The sequence below is a fragment of the Enterobacter sp. MGH 24 genome, from assembly GCF_000493015.1.
GTDB lineage: Bacteria > Pseudomonadota > Gammaproteobacteria > Enterobacterales > Enterobacteriaceae > Enterobacter.
In genome coordinates this window covers 321,754-339,519 of the sequence record NZ_KI535657.1, presented here as the reverse complement: position 1 = coordinate 339,519, position 17,766 = coordinate 321,754, and the positions used below count along the sequence as shown (strand labels likewise).

General features: G+C 57.6%; 20 protein-coding genes. 9 read left to right on the top strand and 11 right to left on the bottom strand.

The genetic code is table 11. The features are described 5' to 3' along the window. Nucleotides 1–26: 26 nt before the first annotated feature. The 5 genes from nrdF to L370_RS20145 all read right to left on the bottom strand — a co-directional run bounded on the left by nrdF (nt 27) and on the right by L370_RS20145 (nt 4,337). Nucleotides 27–986, bottom strand: coding sequence for a class 1b ribonucleoside-diphosphate reductase subunit beta (gene nrdF, locus L370_RS20125; RefSeq protein WP_023333169.1), 960 nt, complete (start codon nt 984–986; stop codon nt 27–29). Nucleotides 987–995: 9 nt separating this feature from the next. After that, nucleotides 996–3,140, bottom strand: coding sequence for a class 1b ribonucleoside-diphosphate reductase subunit alpha (gene nrdE, locus L370_RS20130; RefSeq protein WP_032666506.1), 2,145 nt, complete (start codon nt 3,138–3,140; stop codon nt 996–998). Beyond that, a complete protein-coding gene (gene nrdI / locus L370_RS20135; protein ID WP_021241965.1) occupies nt 3,113–3,523 on the bottom strand; it encodes a class Ib ribonucleoside-diphosphate reductase assembly flavoprotein NrdI in 411 nt (136 codons plus the stop codon). The genes nrdE and nrdI overlap by 28 nt, the downstream gene beginning before the upstream one ends. Beyond that, nucleotides 3,520–3,759, bottom strand: a complete 240-nt coding sequence (nrdH, locus tag L370_RS20140) for a glutaredoxin-like protein NrdH (protein WP_023333167.1) — start codon at nt 3,757–3,759, stop codon at nt 3,520–3,522. Before nrdH ends, nrdI begins: the two co-directional genes overlap by 4 nt. Before the next feature lie 251 nt (nt 3,760–4,010). After that, nucleotides 4,011–4,337, bottom strand: coding sequence for an ElaB/YgaM/YqjD family protein (locus L370_RS20145; protein WP_023333166.1), 327 nt, complete (start codon nt 4,335–4,337; stop codon nt 4,011–4,013). A 160-nt stretch (nt 4,338–4,497) separates the two neighbouring features. On the opposite strand from L370_RS20145, the gene L370_RS20150 reads away from it, so the two are divergent. Further along, nucleotides 4,498–4,842: a DUF2002 family protein gene (locus tag L370_RS20150; RefSeq protein ID WP_023333165.1), complete on the top strand. Its 345-nt coding sequence runs from the start codon at nt 4,498–4,500 to the stop codon at nt 4,840–4,842. 32 nt (nt 4,843–4,874) lie between these two features. Here the strand turns inward: L370_RS20150 and alaE are convergent, their stop codons facing one another. Then, complete coding sequence (alaE, locus tag L370_RS20155) at nt 4,875–5,324, bottom strand: L-alanine exporter AlaE (protein WP_008502567.1); 450 nt, start codon at nt 5,322–5,324, stop codon at nt 4,875–4,877. Nucleotides 5,325–5,818: 494 nt separating this feature from the next. Between alaE and stpA the strand changes: the two genes are divergently transcribed. Further along, nucleotides 5,819–6,223 (top strand): DNA-binding protein StpA, encoded by a 405-nt coding sequence (gene stpA, locus L370_RS20160; RefSeq protein WP_023333164.1) that lies wholly within the window; start codon nt 5,819–5,821, stop codon nt 6,221–6,223. Between the two features lie 38 nt (nt 6,224–6,261). Here stpA and L370_RS20165 read toward each other — a convergent pair whose 3' ends face one another. The 3 genes from L370_RS20165 to L370_RS20175 all read right to left on the bottom strand — a co-directional run bounded on the left by L370_RS20165 (nt 6,262) and on the right by L370_RS20175 (nt 7,351). Beyond that, on the bottom strand, nt 6,262–6,441 hold the full coding sequence (locus L370_RS20165; RefSeq protein WP_023333163.1) for a YodC family protein: 180 nt from the start codon (nt 6,439–6,441) through the stop codon (nt 6,262–6,264). Between the two features lie 79 nt (nt 6,442–6,520). After that, a complete protein-coding gene (locus tag L370_RS20170; protein ID WP_023333162.1) occupies nt 6,521–7,042 on the bottom strand; it encodes a rhodanese family protein in 522 nt (173 codons plus the stop codon). Between the two features lie 9 nt (nt 7,043–7,051). Next, complete coding sequence (locus tag L370_RS20175; protein ID WP_023333161.1) at nt 7,052–7,351, bottom strand: ArsR/SmtB family transcription factor; 300 nt, start codon at nt 7,349–7,351, stop codon at nt 7,052–7,054. A 179-nt stretch (nt 7,352–7,530) separates the two neighbouring features. Here L370_RS20175 and L370_RS20180 point away from each other — a divergent pair, with 179 nt between their 5' ends. Beyond that, nucleotides 7,531–7,689 carry a YqaE/Pmp3 family membrane protein gene (locus tag L370_RS20180; RefSeq protein ID WP_023308917.1) on the top strand — a complete coding sequence of 53 codons (159 nt, stop codon included), beginning with the start codon at nt 7,531–7,533 and terminating at the stop codon, nt 7,687–7,689. Here L370_RS20180 and L370_RS20185 read toward each other — a convergent pair. Further along, nucleotides 7,686–8,615: a LysR substrate-binding domain-containing protein gene (locus tag L370_RS20185; protein ID WP_023333160.1), complete on the bottom strand. Its 930-nt coding sequence runs from the start codon at nt 8,613–8,615 to the stop codon at nt 7,686–7,688. The two genes, L370_RS20180 and L370_RS20185, sit on opposite strands and share 4 nt — an antisense overlap. Before the next feature lie 320 nt (nt 8,616–8,935). On the opposite strand from L370_RS20185, the gene L370_RS20190 reads away from it, so the two are divergent. The 6 genes from L370_RS20190 (at nt 8,936) to L370_RS20215 (ending at nt 16,531) form a co-directional block, all read left to right on the top strand. Next, complete coding sequence (locus L370_RS20190; protein WP_023333159.1) at nt 8,936–9,541, top strand: ankyrin repeat domain-containing protein; 606 nt, start codon at nt 8,936–8,938, stop codon at nt 9,539–9,541. Nucleotides 9,542–9,648: 107 nt separating this feature from the next. Then, entirely contained in the window at nt 9,649–11,190 is a 1,542-nt protein-coding gene (gene fdrA / locus L370_RS20195; protein ID WP_023333158.1) for an acyl-CoA synthetase FdrA, read from the top strand. Beyond that, on the top strand, nt 11,190–12,605 hold the full coding sequence (locus L370_RS20200) for a YlbE family protein (RefSeq protein WP_023333157.1): 1,416 nt from the start codon (nt 11,190–11,192) through the stop codon (nt 12,603–12,605). Before fdrA ends, L370_RS20200 begins: the two co-directional genes overlap by 1 nt. 11 nt (nt 12,606–12,616) lie before the next feature. Next, a complete protein-coding gene (locus tag L370_RS20205) occupies nt 12,617–14,197 on the top strand; it encodes a SulP family inorganic anion transporter (protein ID WP_023333156.1) in 1,581 nt (526 codons plus the stop codon). Beyond that, nucleotides 14,194–15,150: a carbamate kinase family protein gene (locus L370_RS20210; RefSeq protein ID WP_023333155.1), complete on the top strand. Its 957-nt coding sequence runs from the start codon at nt 14,194–14,196 to the stop codon at nt 15,148–15,150. The genes L370_RS20205 and L370_RS20210 overlap by 4 nt, the downstream gene beginning before the upstream one ends. A gap of 1 nt (nt 15,151) precedes the next feature. Then, nucleotides 15,152–16,531, top strand: coding sequence for an amidohydrolase family protein (locus tag L370_RS20215; RefSeq protein WP_023333154.1), 1,380 nt, complete (start codon nt 15,152–15,154; stop codon nt 16,529–16,531). 75 nt (nt 16,532–16,606) lie between these two features. Here the strand turns inward: L370_RS20215 and L370_RS20220 are convergent, their stop codons facing one another. Then, the gene (locus L370_RS20220) at nt 16,607–17,764 is read right to left on the bottom strand and encodes a DDE-type integrase/transposase/recombinase (protein WP_023332995.1); all 1,158 of its coding nucleotides are present in this window, start codon (nt 17,762–17,764) and stop codon (nt 16,607–16,609) included. Nucleotides 17,765–17,766 lie beyond the last annotated feature (2 nt).

Below are 17,766 nucleotides of genomic sequence, written 5' to 3'. Positions count from 1 at the left end.
ATTAAATTAACGAACGTTAGCGTTCATCAAAAATCCCAGTCTTCATCCTCGGTTTCCACCGCTTTGCCCATCACGTACGATGAGCCAGATCCCGAGAAGAAATCGTGGTTTTCGTCGGCATTGGGCGACAGCGCGGCCAGAATCGCCGGGTTCACCTCCGCCATCTCCGGCGGGAACAGCGCGTCGTAGCCCAGGTTCATCAGCGCCTTGTTGGCGTTGTAGCAGAGGAAGGCCTTCACGTCGTCCTCCCAGCCGGTGCCGGCGTAGAGTTCCTCGGTATAGCTCAGCTCGTTGTCGTACAGATCCATCAGCAAATCGAGCGCAAAGCCTTTAAGCTCCTCGCGCTTCGCCTCGCTGACTTTCTCCAGCCCTTTCTGATACTTATAGCCAATGTAATACCCGTGCACCGCTTCATCACGAATGATGAGCCGAATCAAATCGGCGGTGTTGGTGAGCTTGCCCCGGCTCGACCAGTACATGGGCAGCCAGAAGCCGGAATAGAAGAGGAAGGATTCCAGGAACACGCTGGCGATCTTCTTCTTCAGCGGTTCGTCTGCGCGGTAATATTCCAGCACCAGCTCCGCCTTTCTCTGGAGTGACTCGCTCTCTTCGCTCCAGGCGTAGGCCGCGTCCACGTCTTTGGTCTGGCACAGGGTGGAGAAAATCGAGCTGTAGGAGCGGGCATGCACCGCCTCCATAAAGCTGATGTTCGACATCACCGCCTCTTCATGCGGCGTTAGCGCGTCGCTCATCAGCGCCGGTGCACCGACGGTATTCTGAATGGTGTCCAGCAGCGTCAGGCCGGTAAAGACACGGATCGTCAGCTGCTGCTCGGCGTGGCCGAGCGTTTGCCAGGCCGGAATATCGTTGGAGAGCGGGACCTTTTCCGGCAGCCAGAAGTTGCTGGTCAGGCGGTTCCACACCTCCAGGTCTTTATCGTCCTGGATTTTGTTCCAGTTAACGGCACTCACGCGTGACAGTTTCATCCTTTCTCCTTACAGCGCGCAGGACACGCAGCCTTCGATTTCGGTGCCTTCCAGCGCAAGCTGGCGCAGGCGAATGTAGTACAGCGTTTTGATGCCTTTCTTCCAGGCATAGATTTGCGCCCTGTTGATATCCCGCGTGGTGGCGGTATCCGGGAAGAAGAGCGTCAGCGACAGCCCCTGATCCACATGTTTTGTCGCCTCCGCGTAGGTATCGATGATTTTTTCCGGGCCGATCTCATACGCGTCCTGATACAGCGCCAGGTTCTCATTGGTCATAAACGGGGCGGGGTAGTAAACGCGCCCGGTTTTGCCTTCCTTACGAATTTCAATTTTCGACACGATGGGATGAATGCTCGACGTGGCATGGTTGATGTAGGAAATCGATCCGGTTGGCGGCACCGCCTGCAGGTTCTGGTTATAAATGCCGTAGCGCATCACCTCGTCACGCAGCTGCTGCCACATCTCGCGCGTGGGCAGAACGATCCCGGCGCGGGCAAACAGCTCACGTACTCGCGCCGTTTTCGGCTGCCAGTCGCCTTCGAGATACTGGCTGAAATATTCCCCGCTGGCGTAGCGGGAGTGCTCAAAGCCCGCGAACCGCTGGCTGCGCTCGCGCGCCAGCATCATCGAGGTGTGCAGCGCGTGCCAGGTAATGGTGTAGAAATAGAGGTTGGTGAAATCCAGCCCTTCCGGGCTGCCGTAGGCGATGCCTTCCCGAGCCAGATAGCCGTGCAGGTTCATCTGCCCCAGGCCGATGGCGTGCGACGCGGCGTTGCCCGCCTCAATGGACGGCACGCTGCGGATGTGGCTCATGTCCGACACCGCCGTCAGCCCGCGAATGGCGGTCTCCACCGTGCGGCCAAAGTCAGGGGAATCCATGGTGTGGGCAATATTCAGCGACCCGAGGTTACAGGAGATATCCTTGCCGATCTCCGCGTAGTCCAGGTTCTCGTCGTAGGCTGACGCGCTGTTGACCTGCAAAATCTCCGAGCACAGGTTGCTCATGTTGATGCGCCCGGCAATCGGGTTCGCGCGGTTCACCGTGTCCTCGTACATGATGTACGGATAGCCGGACTCAAACTGAATTTCGGCAAGCGTCTGGAAGAAATCGCGGGCGTTGATGGTCTTTTTGCGAATACGATTGTCGGCCACCAGTTCGTCGTACAGCTCGCTGATGGCCACGTCGCCAAAGGCTTTGCCGTAAATTCGCTCGATGTCATACGGCGAGAAGAGCGCCATCTCGGCATTCTCTTTGGCAAGCTTAAAGGTGATATCCGGGATCACTACGCCGAGCGACAGGGTTTTGATGCGGATTTTTTCATCGGCGTTTTCGCGCTTGGTATCGAGAAAACGCAGAATATCCGGGTGGTGCGCATGCAGGTAAACTGCCCCCGCGCCCTGGCGCGCGCCAAGCTGGTTGGCATAGGAGAACGCATCTTCCAGCATCTTCATCACCGGGATCACGCCGGAGGACTGGTTTTCGATGCGCTTGATCGGCGCGCCCGCTTCACGCAGGTTAGAGAGCAGAAACGCCACGCCGCCGCCGCGTTTGGAAAGCTGCAGCGCAGAGTTCACCGCGCGGCCAATCGACTCCATATTGTCTTCAATACGCAGCAGGAAGCAGGAGACCAGCTCGCCGCGCTGGGCTTTGCCGCAGTTGAGGAAGGTCGGCGTGGCGGGCTGGAAGCGTCCGGCGAGGATCTCATCGGTGAGCTGCTCCGCCAGCGCTTCATCGCCCTGGGCCAGCGTCAGCGCCACCATCACGGTACGATCCTCAAAGCTCTCTAAGTAGCGTTTACCGTCAAAGGTTTTCAGGGTGTAGCTGGTGTAGTACTTCCACGCGCCGAGAAACGTCTGGAAACGAAAACCGCTGGCGTGCGCGCGCTCAAACAGTCTTACCACGAAGAGGCGATCGTAGCGGGCCAGAACGCGCTCCTCGTAGTAGCCCTCGTTAACCAGATAGTCGAGACGCTCATTCTGGCTCGCGAAGGTCACGCTGTTGGGCCGCACGTGGGCAGCAAAAAAGGCGTCCACCGCCTCACGGTCTTTATCAAACTGAATGCGTCCCTCGCGGTCATAGAGGTTAAGCATGGCGTTTAATGCGTGGTAATCCGGCGTCGCCTGCATTACCCGTTCTGCGGTTGTCGTTGCCAAAATTCGTTCACTCCTTTACGCACGTTTTCGACGTCCTGCTGCGTCCCCATCAGCTCAAAGCGATAGAGATACGGCACGCCGCATTTTTGAGAGATGACATCTCCGGCGCGGCCAAAGGCATCGCCGAAATTACGATTCCCCGCCGCGATCACGCCTCGGATTAGCCCGCGGTTATGAGGATCGTTGAGAAAGCGAATCACCTGGCGAGGCACCGCGCCCGCCGTGCCGCCTCCGCCATAGCTGGGCACCACCAGAATGTACGGTTCCTCTACCCGGATCCGCTCCCGCTCGTTCAACGGAATGCGCACCGCAGGCAGCCCGACGCGCTCAATAAAGCGGAGCGTGTTTTCCGAGCTGCTGGAGAAGAAAACCAGCCCACTCATGCCCGGGTGGCCTGCGCGCTCAGGCGGTTAATCATGTCCGGGCGGAAGCCAGACCAGCTTGTCTCCCCGGCGACCACCACCGGAAGCTGACGAAAACCCTGCTTGCGCAGGATATCGGCGGCCTCGGGGACCTGGTCGATATTCACCATCTCAAACGCCACGCCACGGCTTTCCATCGCCCGTTTGGTCGCGTGGCACTGAACACAATCGTTACGAGTGTAAATAATAATGCTCATGATTCGTATTTCCATTTAAAATGAGAGTGCGGCGCGAGTTATCGCGTCAGGTTGTGTGTGTCTTGCTAAAAGGAATACTAGATGTAGTTGTCTTAAGTTTCAACCATACAAGATATGGGAAATTTAGATTGATGTTGCCCCGATGATGAGCACAACGGGGCAGGGTAGGCTATGCGGGTTTTACAGGCGAGAAGGCAAAGAAAAGCCCCGACAGCCATTGGCCACCGGGGCAGAGATGCGCGCGCGAGGGGTTATTTACGCAGGCTAAGCAGGGCGCCGACGAAGATCCCGACCGCCGCGACCGTGCCGAGCGTGCAGAGCGGTTTTTCGCGCACGAAGGTCGTTGCGCAGCTGACCGCATCGCAGGCAGCCTGAGTCGTTCGCGTACGCCCGTTCAAGCGCGCGCGGGTTTCACGGAGCAGAGACTGAGCCTTACGTTTTGCGGCATCCGCTTCGTCCTTCGCGTCAGTTCCCCAGGACTTCAGCACCTCTTCCAGCGTGTCCGCTAATTGGCTGACATCATTACGAATATCCTGAGCGTCGTCATTAATATCGTTTCGGTTCGGTCTGTTAAACATACGATCCTCCGTAATTTTGTGTTCCCGTTCAGTTTAGTTCAGAAATTTAATATCTGAAGCGCGTCACGCGTTATCCGGCAGTTTATGGATTATTCTGAAAGCCCTGCTAATGCTGAATACTGTAAGGTTGCCGGGCAGGAAAAGATAACGAGGAAAAGATATGTATTTACGACCTGATGAGGTGGCACGCGTTCTTGAAAAAGAAGGATTCACCATGGATGAGGTGACATCAAAAGCGTATGGATATCGCCGTGGCGAGAATTATGTTTACGTTAATCGCGAAGCAAGAATGGGACGTACCGCTCTCATTATTCACCCGACGCTGAAAGACAGAAGTTTGTCATTTGCTGAGCCTGCCTCGGATATTAAAACCTGCGATCACTATCAGCAATTTCCGCTCTATTTAGGCGGCGAACGGCATGAGCATTATGGTATTCCGCATGGCTTCAGCTCACGCATGGCGCTGGAGCGGTTTTTGAAGGGACTGTTTGGCGACGTACAGTAAATTCGCGACTGGCGTGCGCCAGTCGCTTCACATCACGCTTTTGCCTGGCTGTACTGGCTGACCTTAAACAGGCGGCGGCAGTAGTCGAGGAAATAGCCGTATACCGCACCCATCAGCATTGAAATCACAATATTCGAACTGACGGCCGCAGCGATCTGGTGCCAGTCGGCACCCACCGTCAGCAGAATGGCCACGTAAACCGGCGACTGGAACGTCACATACGCCAGAACGTCCGCCAGGTTTTTCACCCAGCCTGCGGGGCTGATACGACGCGCAAAGCGCATTACCGCATCGCGGTATAACCCGTAAGGCCATGCAATAATAATATTGACCGGGATCGCCACCAGGCGAGAAGAAAGTGACTGCTCGAAGGACATTCCGGAGAGGAATATTTCGATCAGCATGTTCACAACGGAACAGTAGACAACCATCGCGAAAGTATCCGCCACGGCATGGCGAAGGCGTGATTGCGGTGAGAACATGTCTGAACTCCTTCAGAAGAACACAAAAGAAACGATTTTCCCGTAGCGATTAGTGCTTTAGGTTGGTTTGTTTGACGTGTATAGCGTATATCTCTGGGTTTGAACTAACAACTAGAGATTAATTTTTATTTAATCGCCTTTTGTCCACAAAATTCTCTAAAATTGGTTGTTTTTTGCTCGGTTCGTTATAATCTGTCTCGTCTGGTAATTTTTGCATGAAAATCAGTCGGTTGATGTTTATGGCGTCGAGGCGGGATTTGCTGCTTTTGCGTGTGGCGTAGGATGCTGAAATTTTGATTAAGGTTGACCATTTATATTGATGTGATGATTGAATCTCTGCGTATTCCACATTCGTCATAAGTTAATATTCACGGTGGAATTTAACTATATTTACATTACTGGCAGGACGGCCCCGCGGGTAGATATTTCTATGGAAATGAATTATTCTGTCGGCGATTTATCTATTTACCCTAAAGAGAAGGTTTGCAAATAATATGTCTTTGACGTTACAGAATCTTAATAATATCCGAACTCTGCGCGCCATGGCGCGTGAATTAACCCTGGACGTTCTTGAGGAAATGCTGGAAAAGGTCAGGGTCGTTACTGAAGAGAAACGGAGTGAACAGACAGAATTAGAGCAGCAGCGTGCTGAGCAGCAGGAGAAAATTAATGCCCTGCTGGAACTGATGAAAGCCGATGGAATTTCACCGACCGATCTGCTGGGCTCTGAACTGGCGCAGGCGGGTAAATCCGCGAAAAAGCGCAAGCCGCGTGAAGCAAAATATCGTTTTATTGACCAGAACGGCGAAGAGAAAACGTGGACCGGCCAGGGCCGCACGCCGAAGCCCATTGCCATCGCGCTGGCAGACGGTAAATCGCTGGATGATTTTCTGATCTAACGTATGAGCCGGGCGGAACACGCCGCCCGGCTGGCTGTTCAGCAGACGCCGAAATCGCCTTCCTCGGTATAAGGCGCCACATCGGCCGCTTTCAGCGTATATTTCTCGCCTTGCTCATTGCTGGCCTGGACCGCCACAATGCTGTCACCGTTCACTTCAATCACTTTCAGTTTCGGGCCGCCTTTACGCGGTTGCACATAATCACCGACAGAAAACATATTACCTCCTCATCGTTTTAGCGATCTTCACCTTAGCCCACGTATGACGCCGGGTACAGCGTATTTCACCGATTACTGCTTATGAGGTACGCCGGTTCCAGGGCATCACCTTGAGCAATCGCGCCATGCCGCAGAAGCCCGTCACACCGGCGAACAGCAGCCCGGCGCCGACAAAACCGCTGAGCAGGAAAAAGCCGCTGGAGACGCTATAGCCCAGCACCACGCCGCAGAGTATCAAGAGCCCGGCAGCAATTTGCACCTGGCGCATCAGCGGCAGCGGCTGGGTTTTGTCTTCAACGGTCGGCAGCCCGGCCTGCTTCCAGCCCTGAATGCCCCCCTCGACGACAAAGGCCTGTGCGGGCGCGGCGGCCTGAGCAAGGCGGTCGGCATTCCCCGACGTCCGGGCGCCGGACTGGCAGTGAAAAATCACCGTATCCCCCGCCTGCGCGTTAAGAGCGCCGGGTAAGGTATCCAGCGGCACGGACCGCGCGGCGGGAATATGCTCGCGGGCGAACTCATCGGCATCACGAATATCAATCAGTTTTGCGCCTTCAGCGACGCGGGCACTGGCCTGGCGCGGTGAAAGAAGAGGAAGAGACATGGCGGCTCCTTACGGGCAATAAAGGGTTTTCAGGGTGCTGATCAGCTGATGTACCGCATCGTTTTTAATGAAATAGAGAATGCGCTGCGCGTTGCGGGTGCTGTCGATAAGCCCTTCCTCACGCATGCGCGCCAGATGCTGTGACGTAGCGGACGCGCTAAGCCCCGTGGCTCGCGCCAGTTCCCCCGCGCTGGTGCCGGGCGCTCCGCACAGGGTGCAGAGGATCAGCAGCCGGCGCGGGTTGCTCATCGCTTTTAAGAGTGCGGCGGCCTGCTCGGCGCTGGCCTGAAGCTGTTCAAATTCGGTCATGATAGTTTAGCATTTACTTAATTAAGTAAATGCTAAACTAATCCGGTGCTTTACACCAGCGTCAAAAGCGTAAAAGAGGGTAAATGCGAGTTTCGGCGCTGGTACAGACGGGTAAACGGGCTATGCTTAGAGAGTTATCTTGATTATTTTCAATGGATTAGCTTGAACGGAGTATTTATATGGGATTTTGGCGCATTGTTTTTACCATCCTCATACCGCCGCTGGGCGTGCTGTTGGGCAAAGGGTTTGGCTGGGCGTTTATTATCAACATTCTTCTGACGCTGCTGGGCTACTTCCCCGGCCTCATTCACGCGTTTTGGGTACAGAGCAAAAGCTAAGCGCGGCTCAGTAAATCGCTATAGATATCGGTCAGCACCCCCGCAGGGCCAAACTGCTGTTTGATCCACCGCGTGACCTGACCGGTCGCGGCATGCTGCGTGGCGAGCAGCATGCGCGAGTCCTGGCGCGGGTTATTAATCCGCCGCGTCACCAGCAGCCCGTCCTCCACTGCCTCGCGCGTCATATATTCCGGTAAAAAACCTATCCCTTCCCCCAGGATCTGGCACTGACATTTGGTGTTAAAGTCCGGCACCAGAATGGCCTCCTGACCGTGCAGCAGCCAGCCAACCTTTTTGTTAATGGTGTGCGCGGTATCTTCCACCATGATGTTGGGATACAGGCGCAGCTGGCTTTCCGCTATCGGCTCCGGGGTGAACGCCAGCGGGTGTTCCGGCGCGATGGCAAAGACCCAGCGGATGGCGCCGATCTCGGTGTAATCAATCCCGCCGCCGTCGAGCAGCGTGTCCGGCGCGCCAATCGCGATATTGGCCTGGTTGTTGATGATGGAGTCCCAGACGCCGTTGTACACCTCGGTGGTCACGGTGATCTGACAGGTCGGGAACTGTTTTTTCAGCACCTGCAGCAGCCTGGCGGTGTGGCGCGGCGTGTATAAAAGCTGATTAATACAGATGCGCACCCGCGCCTCGATGCCCTGCGAAATGGTATCTATTCCGCGCTTGATGGCGTGGAAGTCGTTTAGCAGGTCGGTGGCCTTGCGGTAAAAGTAAAACCCGGACTCGGTCAGCTCAATGCTGCGCGTGCTGCGGACAAACAGCACCACGTCCAGCCCGGTCTCCATGCGCTTAATGGTGTAGCTGATGGCGGAGGTCGTCACGCCCAGCTCGGCGGCGGCTTTGCTGAAGCTGCCGAAGCGTGCGGCGGTAGTAAAGGCCAGCAGGTTCTCTTCGGTAAAGATGGAATTCATATCTCACTCCCTTCAGCCATCAGTTTTGAACATATTTTAACAGCGTTGTTACAACACATTTGAAGCCGATCACAGTTCTGACTCTTTGTCGAAAGCCGCACGCAGTAAGGCTTCGTTAGACATAAGCATAATGCAGTCTCGAGCGCTAAAACGTGGGGAAACATAAGAAAAAGGTTGCACAGACGCACGTTTTGACCGGTTTGTTGAATTTAACTCAACAATGAATTGACTGTCGATGAATCATTTTTAAGCGGATTCTTTTATGACCAGGCTGTTGCTATTCTCAGGTCAACAGAAATAAAAACATCGGGAGTCTGAATATGTCTGCGAACGAACTCGTTACTGAATTTCTGCTGGCGGCAGAAGAGGGCAATAGCGATGCGCTAAAAGCCTGCCTGGAAAAAGGCGTGGATATTAACGCCACCAACCGCCAGAAAAGAACGGCGGTTATTATTGCCAGCCTGAAAAAGCATTATTCCTGCGTGGCGCTATTAATTGCCGCCGGTGCGGATATTGATAAACAGGATCAGACCTGCTTTAACCCTTTCCTGATTAGCTGCCTGACCAACGATATTACCCTGCTGCGCATTGTCCTTCCGGCAAATCCCGATCTTGACCGCCTGACGCGCTTTGGCGGCGTGGGCATTACGCCAGCCAGTGAAAAAGGGCACGTGGAGATCGTCCGCGAGCTGCTGGAAAAAACCGATATCAACGTCAACCACACCAACTTTGTCGGCTGGACGCCGCTGCTGGAGGCGATCGTGCTCAACGACGGCGGCGCGAAGCAGCAGGAGATCGTCAAGCTGCTTCTGGATCACGGCGCAAACCCGCACATGACCGATAAATATGGCAAAACCCCGCTCGAACTGGCGCGGGAAAAAGGTTTCGATGCGATAGCCGACCTGCTGCTGGCGGCGGGCGCGTAACGCATTCGGCCAGCCTTTTCCGGCTGGCCGTTAATTCAAAAGTATTTTTTACCGACGTGCATTTTGCACGACGGCGGCCCCCTTTTATCCGCTTTCAGGAGAAAATAATGCCAACGAAAATCGTCATAAAAAAGAACACCTATTTTGACTCCGTCTCATTAATGTCCGTTTCCACCAAAGCCAATAAATTGCCGGGCGTCGATCAGGCGTTTGTGGCCATGGCGACGGAAATGAATAAAGGCGTCTTAAAAAACCTCGGGCTATTAACGCCGGAATTAGCAGAAGCTAAAAACGGCGACCTGATGATCGTGATTAAAGGCGACGCGGCCAATGATGAAACCCTGGCTGCTATTGAGGCGCTGTTCACCCGTAAAGAGAGCGCAGGCTCCCATGAAGCGCGCTACGCGACGATTGCCAGCGCCAAAACCCATCGTCCTGACGCAAACCTTGCGGTGATTTCCGTCAACGGTACTTTCGCCGCCCGCGAAGCGCGCCAGGCGCTGGAAAACGACCTTAACGTGATGCTCTTCTCCGATAACGTATCGCTCGACGACGAGCTGGCGCTGAAGCAGCTCGCGCACCAGAAAGGGCTGCTGATGATGGGGCCGGACTGCGGCACCGCCATCATCAACGGCGCGGGACTGTGCTTCGCCAACGCGGTGCGCCGCGGCTCGATTGGCATCGTCGGCGCTTCCGGCACCGGCAGCCAGGAGCTGAGCGTGCGCATTCACGAATTCGGCGGCGGCGTGTCGCAGCTGATTGGCACCGGCGGGCGCGATCTCAGCGAGAAAATTGGCGGCCTGATGATGCTCGACGCCATCGACATGCTGGAAGCCGACGAGGGCACTCAGGTAATTGCACTCATCTCCAAACCGCCAGCGCCAGCGGTGGCAGAAAAAGTGCTGGCGCGCGCCCGCGCCTGCCGCAAGCCTGTCGTGGTCTGTTTCCTTGGCCGCAGCGAACCGCCCGCCGATGAAGACGGCCTGCAGTTTGCGCGCGGCACCAAAGAGGCGGCCCTGAAGGCGGTCCTGCTCACCGGCATCAAAAAAGCGTCCCTGGACCTGCATCCGCTCAACTGGCCATTGATTGAAGAAGTGCGCGCCCGCCTGACCCCGCAGCAGAAGTATATTCGCGGCCTGTTCTGCGGCGGCACCTTGTGCGACGAAGCGATGTTCGCGGCGCTTGCGAAATTCGACGACGTCTACAGCAACATCCAGCCGGATCCGGCCAGGCGCCTGAGCGACATCAGCGTCAGTAAAGCCCACACCTTCCTCGACTTTGGCGACGACGATTTCACCAACGGCAAGCCGCACCCGATGATCGACCCGACCAACCGCATCAGCCGCCTGCTGCAGGAGGCGCGCGATCCGGAGGTGGGCGTCATCGTGATGGACTTCGTGCTGGGCTTCGGCGCGCATGAGGATCCGGTCGGCGTGATGCTCGACGCCATCAAAGAGGCGCAGGCCATCGCGAAGGCCGATCGCCGTCCGCTTGAGATCCTCGGCTACGTGCTCGGCACCGACCAGGATCCGCAGTCGCTGGCGCAGCAGTGCCAGCTGCTGACCGACGCTGGCGTTATCTGGGCCAGCAGCAGCACCAACACCGGATTACTGGCACGCGAATTTGTTTGCAAAGGGGAGAAAGCATAATGACGACCTTATTCAACCAGCCGCTGAACGTGATTAACGTCGGCATCGCGATGTTCAGCGACGATCTCAAAAAACAGCACGTTCCCGTCACCCAGCTCGACTGGACGCCGCCGGGGCAGGGCAATATGCAGGTCGTTGAGGCGCTCGACCAGCTGGCGGAAAAACCGCTGGCGGAGAAAATCGCCGCCGCCAACAAGCTTGCGCTTGAGCGCATTATTCAGTCCCATCCGGTACTGGTGGGCTATGACCAGGCCATTAACGTTGTGCCGGGCATGACCCGCACCACCATTCTGCACGCCGGTCCGCCCGTCGCCTGGGAAAACATGTGCGGAGCGATGAAGGGCGCGGTCACCGGGGCGCTGGTGTTTGAAGGGCTGGCGAAAGATCTGGACGACGCGGCAAGGCTCGCCGCCTCGGGAGATATTACGTTCTCGCCGTGCCACGAGCACGACTGCGTGGGCTCGATGGCGGGCGTCACCTCCGCGTCGATGTTTATGCACATCGTGGAGAACAAAACCTACGGCAACCGCGCGTTCACCAACCTCAGCGAGCAGATGGCGAAGATCCTGCGCATGGGGGCCAACGACCAGAGCGTCATCGACCGTCTGAACTGGATGCGCGACGTGCTCGGCCCGATGCTGCGCGACGCGATGAAGATTATCGGCGAAATCGACCTGCGCCTGATGCTGGCCCAGGCGCTGCACATGGGCGACGAGTGCCACAACCGCAACAACGCGGGCACCACGCTGCTGATCCAGGCGCTGACGCCGGGGCTGATCCAGGCGGGCTATCCGGTTGAGCAGCAGCGCGAGGTGTTCGAGTTTGTCGCCAGCAGCGACTACTTCTCCGGCCCGACGTGGATGGCGATGTGTAAGGCCGCGCTGGACGCCGCTCACGGCGTTGAGTACAGCACCGTCGTCACCACCATGGCGCGCAACGGCTACGAGTTCGGCCTGCGCGTTTCCGGCCTGCCCGGGCAATGGTTCACCGGCCCGGCGCAGCAGGTGATCGGCCCGATGTTCGCGGGCTATAAGCCGGAAGACTCGGGGCTGGATATCGGCGACAGCGCGATTACCGAAACCTACGGCATCGGCGGCTTTGCGATGGCGACGGCCCCGGCCATCGTGGCGCTGGTGGGCGGCACGGTGGAGGAAGCCATCGACTTCTCCCGTCAGATGCGCGAAATCACCCTCGGCGAAAACCCGAACGTCACCATTCCGCTGCTCTCGTTTATGGGCATCCCGACCGCCATCGACATTACCAGAGTCGCGGGCAGCGGCATTCTGCCGGTGATTAATACCGCCATTGCCCACAAAGACGCGGGCATCGGCATGATTGGGGCGGGCATCGTTCACCCGCCGTTTAGCTGTTTTGAAAAGGCGCTGTTGACCTTCCGCGATCGCTACTTTTTATAAGGCAAGCATCCATGAAAAACATGAAACTGGAGTGGAAAAGAGGTGACTGGGCGGCCTATTTCGGGTTGATGACCAACAACCTGACCAATTTGCTGACCATGATGGGGCTGCTCATTTTTGTCGTCGGCATCCCGAAGGAGATTGTTTATGGACGCATCGCGCCGGCCTTCGGGCTGGCGGTGCTGGTCGCGAGTATTTGCTACGCCTGGTTCGGTATGCAGATGGCGCGCGCCACCGGACGAACGGACGTCACCGCGCTGCCGTCCGGCCCGAGCGCGCCGTCGATTTTTACCGTGACCTTCCTGGTCCTGATGCCGGTTTATCAGCAAACGGGCGATGCGGAGTTCGCGATTCAGATTGGCCTGGTGTGGTGCTTTGTGGAAGCGATGATCCTCGCGGGCGGTTCGTTTTTAGGGGAAACCATCCGCAAGATGATCCCGCGTACCGTGCTGCTGTCGTGCCTCTCCGGCCTGGGCCTGCTGCTGCTGGCGATGAACCCGATGCTGCAGGCGTTCGAAGCGCCGACCGTGTCGTTCATCGTCTTGCTGCTGATCTTCATCAACTGGTTTGGCAAAAAGCCGATTTTCGCCCGTATCCCGACCGGCCTGCTGCTGCTGATAGCCGGTACCGCACTGGCGTGGATCTCCGGCCTGCAAAGCCCGGAAGCGATTAAAGCGTCCATGTCATCCTTCGGCTTTAACCCGCCGCAGGTGCACGTGGAAGGCTTCCTGCAGGGCCTGCCGGACGCGCTGCCGTATCTGGCCTCTGCCGTGCCGCTGGGGCTGGCGAACTACATCTTTGACCTGGAGAACATCGAAAGCGCCCATGCGGCGGGGGATGAATACCCGACCCGCAAGGTGATGCTGGCGAACGGTCTGGCGTCGATGCTCGGCTGCCTGATGGGGAACCCGTTCCCGGTCACGGTCTACGTCGGCCATCCTGGCTGGAAAGCGATGGGCGCCAGCATCGGCTACACCCTGGCGTCCGGCGTGACCATGTTCATCGTGCCGCTGTTCGGGCTGGGGGCCTTTATGCTCGCCATCATTCCGATGACCGCCATCGTGCCGATTCTGGTGTTTATCGGCGTCGTCACCGCCAACCAGGTGGTGAGGGAAACCCCGAAAGTGGAGGTGCCCGTCATCTTCATCTGCTTGTTCCCGTGGATCGCCAACTGGGCGCTGACCATGATGAACAGCGTGATGGGGGCGGCGGGCACCAGCGCGGCCAAAATCGGCACCGACGTGCTGCACAGCAAAGGGATCTACTACGAGGGATTAGTCCATCTTGGGAACGGCGCGCCGCTCGCCAGCATGCTGTGGGGCTGTATCGCCATCTTCGCCATCATCAACAAACCGTTGCGCGGGGCCGTTGCGGCCGCGGGTGGGGCGCTGCTGGCGCTGTTTGGGGTGATCCACGCGCCGGTGGTGGGCTTTGCCGAAGGCAGTTCGCTGATGTTTGTCACCGCGTATCTGATGATGGGCGGCATGTTTGTGGTGAAGCATGTGCTGGATACCTCTGTTAATCCCCCTCTCCCTGTGGGAGAGGGCCGGGGTGAGGGCACCAGAACGCACCTTCTAAAGGAAACAAAATGAAAGAGCTTATGGTCGTCGCCATCGGCGGCAACAGCATTATCAAAGACAACGCCAGCCAGTCGGTTGAACATCAGGTGCAGGCGGTGAAAGCGGTGGCAGAGTCGGTGCTGGAAATGCTGGCCTCCGACTATGACATCGTGCTCACCCACGGCAACGGCCCCCAGGTGGGGCTGGATCTGCGCCGTGCTGAAATTGCCCACGAGCGGGAGGGGCTTCCCCTGACGCCGCTGGCAAACTGCGTGGCGGATACCCAGGGCGGCATCGGCTACCTGATCCAGCAGGCGCTCAACAATTGCCTGGCCGCACGCGGGGAGCAAAAAGCGGTCACGGTCGTCACGCAGGTGGAGGTGGATAAAAACGATCCCGGCTTTACGCACCCGACAAAACCGATCGGCGCGTTCTTCAGCAAGGCGCAGCGCGATGAGCTGCAGCGCACACACCCGGACTGGCGTTTTGTTGAGGATTCCGGCCGGGGATATCGTCGCGTGGTGGCTTCACCCCAGCCGCTGCGGATTGTCGAGGCGGATGCCATTAAGGCGCTCACCCAAAAAGGATACGTGGTGATCGGCGCGGGCGGCGGCGGGATCCCTGTTGTTCGCAGTGAGCAGGGGGAGTATCAGAGCGTCGACGCGGTGATTGATAAAGATCTCTCTACGGCGCTGCTGGCGAGGGAGATCCGCGCCGACGTGCTGGCGATCACCACCGGGGTGGAGAAGGTGTGCGTCAACTTCGGCAAGCCAAACCAGCAGGCGCTGGATACCGTTAACGTGGCGCAGATGACGCGCTACATGGACGAAGGTCACTTCCCGGCGGGCAGCATGCTGCCCAAAATCGTCGCCTCGCTGGCATTTTTAAAACACGGCGGCAAGCGCGTGATTATCACCTCGCCGGACTGCCTGCCCGCGGCGCTGCGCGGAGAAACCGGTACCCATATTGTGAATGAAGGAAGATAAGATGAGTGAAAATAAAAGCCGCCGCGAGTTTATCAGCCAGAGCGGCAAAATGGTCACCGCCTGCGCGCTGTTTGGCGCGACCGGTTCCGTCGCGTATGCTGCTGACTCCGCGAAGCCAACCTGCGAGACCGGCAAACCGATGAACATCACCGCGAAACATTACTATCTGGACAACGTGCTGCTCGAAGCCGGGTTTAACGTTGACGGCGGCGTGGCGACGAGCACCCGCACCGAGCTGAAAACGCTGGAGATTAAAGACGGGAAGATCGTCGCCCTACGCGATAACAAGCGCCACGCCGACGCCACGCTGCCGCACTATGATGCGGGCAACAAGCTGATGCTCCCGGCAATGCGCGACATGCACATTCACCTGGATAAAACCTTTTACGGCGGCCCGTGGCGCTCCCTGAACCGCCCGGCGGGCACCACGATTCAGGACATGATCCGCCTTGAGCAGAAGCTGCTGCCGGAGCTGCAGCCCTACACCCAGGAGCGCGCGGAAAAGCTGATCGACCTGATCCAGTCGAAAGGCTCCACCATCGCCCGCAGCCACTGCAATATCGAGCCGGTTTCCGGCCTGAAAAACCTGGAAAATCTGCAGGCAGTGCTGGCGCGCCGCAAATCTGGTTTTGACTGCGAAATCGTTGCCTTCCCGCAACACGGCCTGCTGCTGTCGAATTCTGAAAAGCTGATGCGCGAGGCGATGCAGGCCGGGGCACACTACGTGGGCGGGCTGGACCCGACTAACGTTGACGGTGCGATGGAGAAATCTCTCGATCTGATGTTCCAGATCGCGCTGGACTACGACAAAGGGGTGGACATTCACCTGCACGAAACCAGCCCGGCGGGCGTGGCGGCGGTGAACTACATGGTCGAAACCGTGGAGAAAACGCCGGAGCTCAAGGGCAAGCTGACCATCAGCCACGCCTTCGCGCTGGCGACGCTCAACGAGCAGCAGGTGGATGAGATAGCCACCCGCATGGCGGCGCAGCAGGTGACCATCGCCTCCACCGTGCCGATTGGCACCCTGCACATGCCGCTGAAGCAGCTGCGGGACAAGGGCGTGTTTGTGATGACCGGTACCGACAGCGCGATCGACCACTGGTCGCCGTACGGTCTGGGGGACATGCTGGAGAAAGCGAATCTTTATGCCCAGCTCTACATCCGCCCGAACGAGCAGACCCTTTCCCGCGCGCTCGGTATCGCAACCGGCGACGTGCTGCCGCTGAACGACAAGGGCGAGCGCGTGTGGCCGAAAGCGCAGGACGACGCCAGCTTTGTGCTGGTGGATGCCTCCTGTTCCGCCGAGGCCGTGGCGCGCATTTCACCGCGCACCGCGACGTTCCATAAGGGCAACCTCGTCTGGGGCTCGGTGGGCTAATGTGGTGCCGGGTGGCGCTGCTGTATGACCGGATACATAGGTGACAGATCAGACCGGGAACATAGGTAACACTTTTTAGTCTATCCGGAGCACACTCTGGGTTTTTCGGTCGTAGTACGCAAGCGTTATTCCGTTAAAGATGATGGCCTCCAGGCCATCATCCTGTTCTTCCAGCATGATGTACTCATCAGTCAGCGCTTCACTCAGGAACACCGTCCCCTTTTTCCCCATATAAAGTGTCCCCCGCGATTTCACCCTGTAGACCGTACCGCCTTCCGGATACGCGTATTCAGGAACACTGCCATCCCAGTGCCGGTTCGAGGGTTTCCACACCGTTCCGGGCGTTGCACCCGCCAGGGCTTCATGCGGCCTTTCGTGGTTAAACTCCTCCCGGTAGTCACTGAACCACCGCTGTTGTTCTTCCATCGTCATGAAGGTGTTGCCCTGTTTCACCGCACTTTTCAGGGAGCGGTGCATTCGCTCATGACGGCCGTTTTCTTCCGGATGACCCTTTCTGATACGCTCCGGCCTGATGCCCAGCTTGATTAGCCAGACGGCAAGACGACTTAGTCCGCCTATCCCTGTTCCCGCGAAGGGCTGCCCGTTATCGGTTCTGAGCACTTCCGGCAGACCGTACTCCAGGAACGCATCCGTCAGGCACTGTCTGACGAAGGGCTCGCTCTCCCGGTCCGTTCCCCGGCAGCTCAGCAGATACCGGCTGTGATTGTCGGTCAGGGTGAAGGGATGGCAGTACTCTCTGCTCAGCAGCCTGAACTTGCCTTTAAAATCAGCGCTCCAGACCTGATTGTTCTCACTGATGATGGTCAGGGGCTGGCGATTGCCCGGGGTTCGGCGTTTTCGCTTTTTATCCGGAACCAGGCCTTCACGCTTGAGGATATCGCCGATAGTGCTGGCAGCAGGGACGGTAAAATCGACGTGATGATTGAGCAGCCACATCCGCAGTTTTTTCGGCCCCCAGTCAGGGTGTTTTTGCCTCAGAGCCGTAAGCTGCCCGGCGATATCATCAGGAACCGTCCGGGAGTGGGAATGCGGAGCACGCGACCGGTCAGAGAGAGATGACAGGTCAGAGGGGTCAAAACGCTGAAGCCATTTGTAACCGGTTTTTCGGCTGATGCCGAAGAGACGGCAGAGGGCTGAAAAAGAATCCGTACCTGCATGGCAGGCACGGATAAAATCAAGGCGTTGCATAGGTCGGGTCTCAGTCCAGGGCATAG

Coding starts and splice junctions, on each gene's coding strand:
- fdrA (WP_023333158.1), top strand. CDS start 9,649: ATGCCAACGAAAATCGTCATAAAAAAGAACACCTATTTTGACTCCGTC.
- nrdI (WP_021241965.1), bottom strand. CDS start 3,523: ATGAGTGGGCTGGTTTTCTTCTCCAGCAGCTCGGAAAACACGCTCCGC.
- L370_RS20185 (WP_023333160.1), bottom strand. CDS start 8,615: ATGAATTCCATCTTTACCGAAGAGAACCTGCTGGCCTTTACTACCGCC.
- L370_RS20165 (WP_023333163.1), bottom strand. CDS start 6,441: ATGTTTTCTGTCGGTGATTATGTGCAACCGCGTAAAGGCGGCCCGAAA.
- L370_RS20145 (WP_023333166.1), bottom strand. CDS start 4,337: ATGTTTAACAGACCGAACCGAAACGATATTAATGACGACGCTCAGGAT.
- L370_RS20210 (WP_023333155.1), top strand. CDS start 14,194: ATGAAAGAGCTTATGGTCGTCGCCATCGGCGGCAACAGCATTATCAAA.
- L370_RS20170 (WP_023333162.1), bottom strand. CDS start 7,042: ATGTCTCTTCCTCTTCTTTCACCGCGCCAGGCCAGTGCCCGCGTCGCT.
- stpA (WP_023333164.1), top strand. CDS start 5,819: ATGTCTTTGACGTTACAGAATCTTAATAATATCCGAACTCTGCGCGCC.
- L370_RS20190 (WP_023333159.1), top strand. CDS start 8,936: ATGTCTGCGAACGAACTCGTTACTGAATTTCTGCTGGCGGCAGAAGAG.
- L370_RS20215 (WP_023333154.1), top strand. CDS start 15,152: ATGAGTGAAAATAAAAGCCGCCGCGAGTTTATCAGCCAGAGCGGCAAA.
- L370_RS20200 (WP_023333157.1), top strand. CDS start 11,190: ATGACGACCTTATTCAACCAGCCGCTGAACGTGATTAACGTCGGCATC.
- L370_RS20150 (WP_023333165.1), top strand. CDS start 4,498: ATGTATTTACGACCTGATGAGGTGGCACGCGTTCTTGAAAAAGAAGGA.
- L370_RS20180 (WP_023308917.1), top strand. CDS start 7,531: ATGGGATTTTGGCGCATTGTTTTTACCATCCTCATACCGCCGCTGGGC.
- L370_RS20205 (WP_023333156.1), top strand. CDS start 12,617: ATGAAAAACATGAAACTGGAGTGGAAAAGAGGTGACTGGGCGGCCTAT.
- L370_RS20175 (WP_023333161.1), bottom strand. CDS start 7,351: ATGACCGAATTTGAACAGCTTCAGGCCAGCGCCGAGCAGGCCGCCGCA.
- nrdF (WP_023333169.1), bottom strand. CDS start 986: ATGAAACTGTCACGCGTGAGTGCCGTTAACTGGAACAAAATCCAGGAC.
- alaE (WP_008502567.1), bottom strand. CDS start 5,324: ATGTTCTCACCGCAATCACGCCTTCGCCATGCCGTGGCGGATACTTTC.
- nrdH (WP_023333167.1), bottom strand. CDS start 3,759: ATGAGCATTATTATTTACACTCGTAACGATTGTGTTCAGTGCCACGCG.
- L370_RS20220 (WP_023332995.1), bottom strand. CDS start 17,764: ATGCCCTGGACTGAGACCCGACCTATGCAACGCCTTGATTTTATCCGT.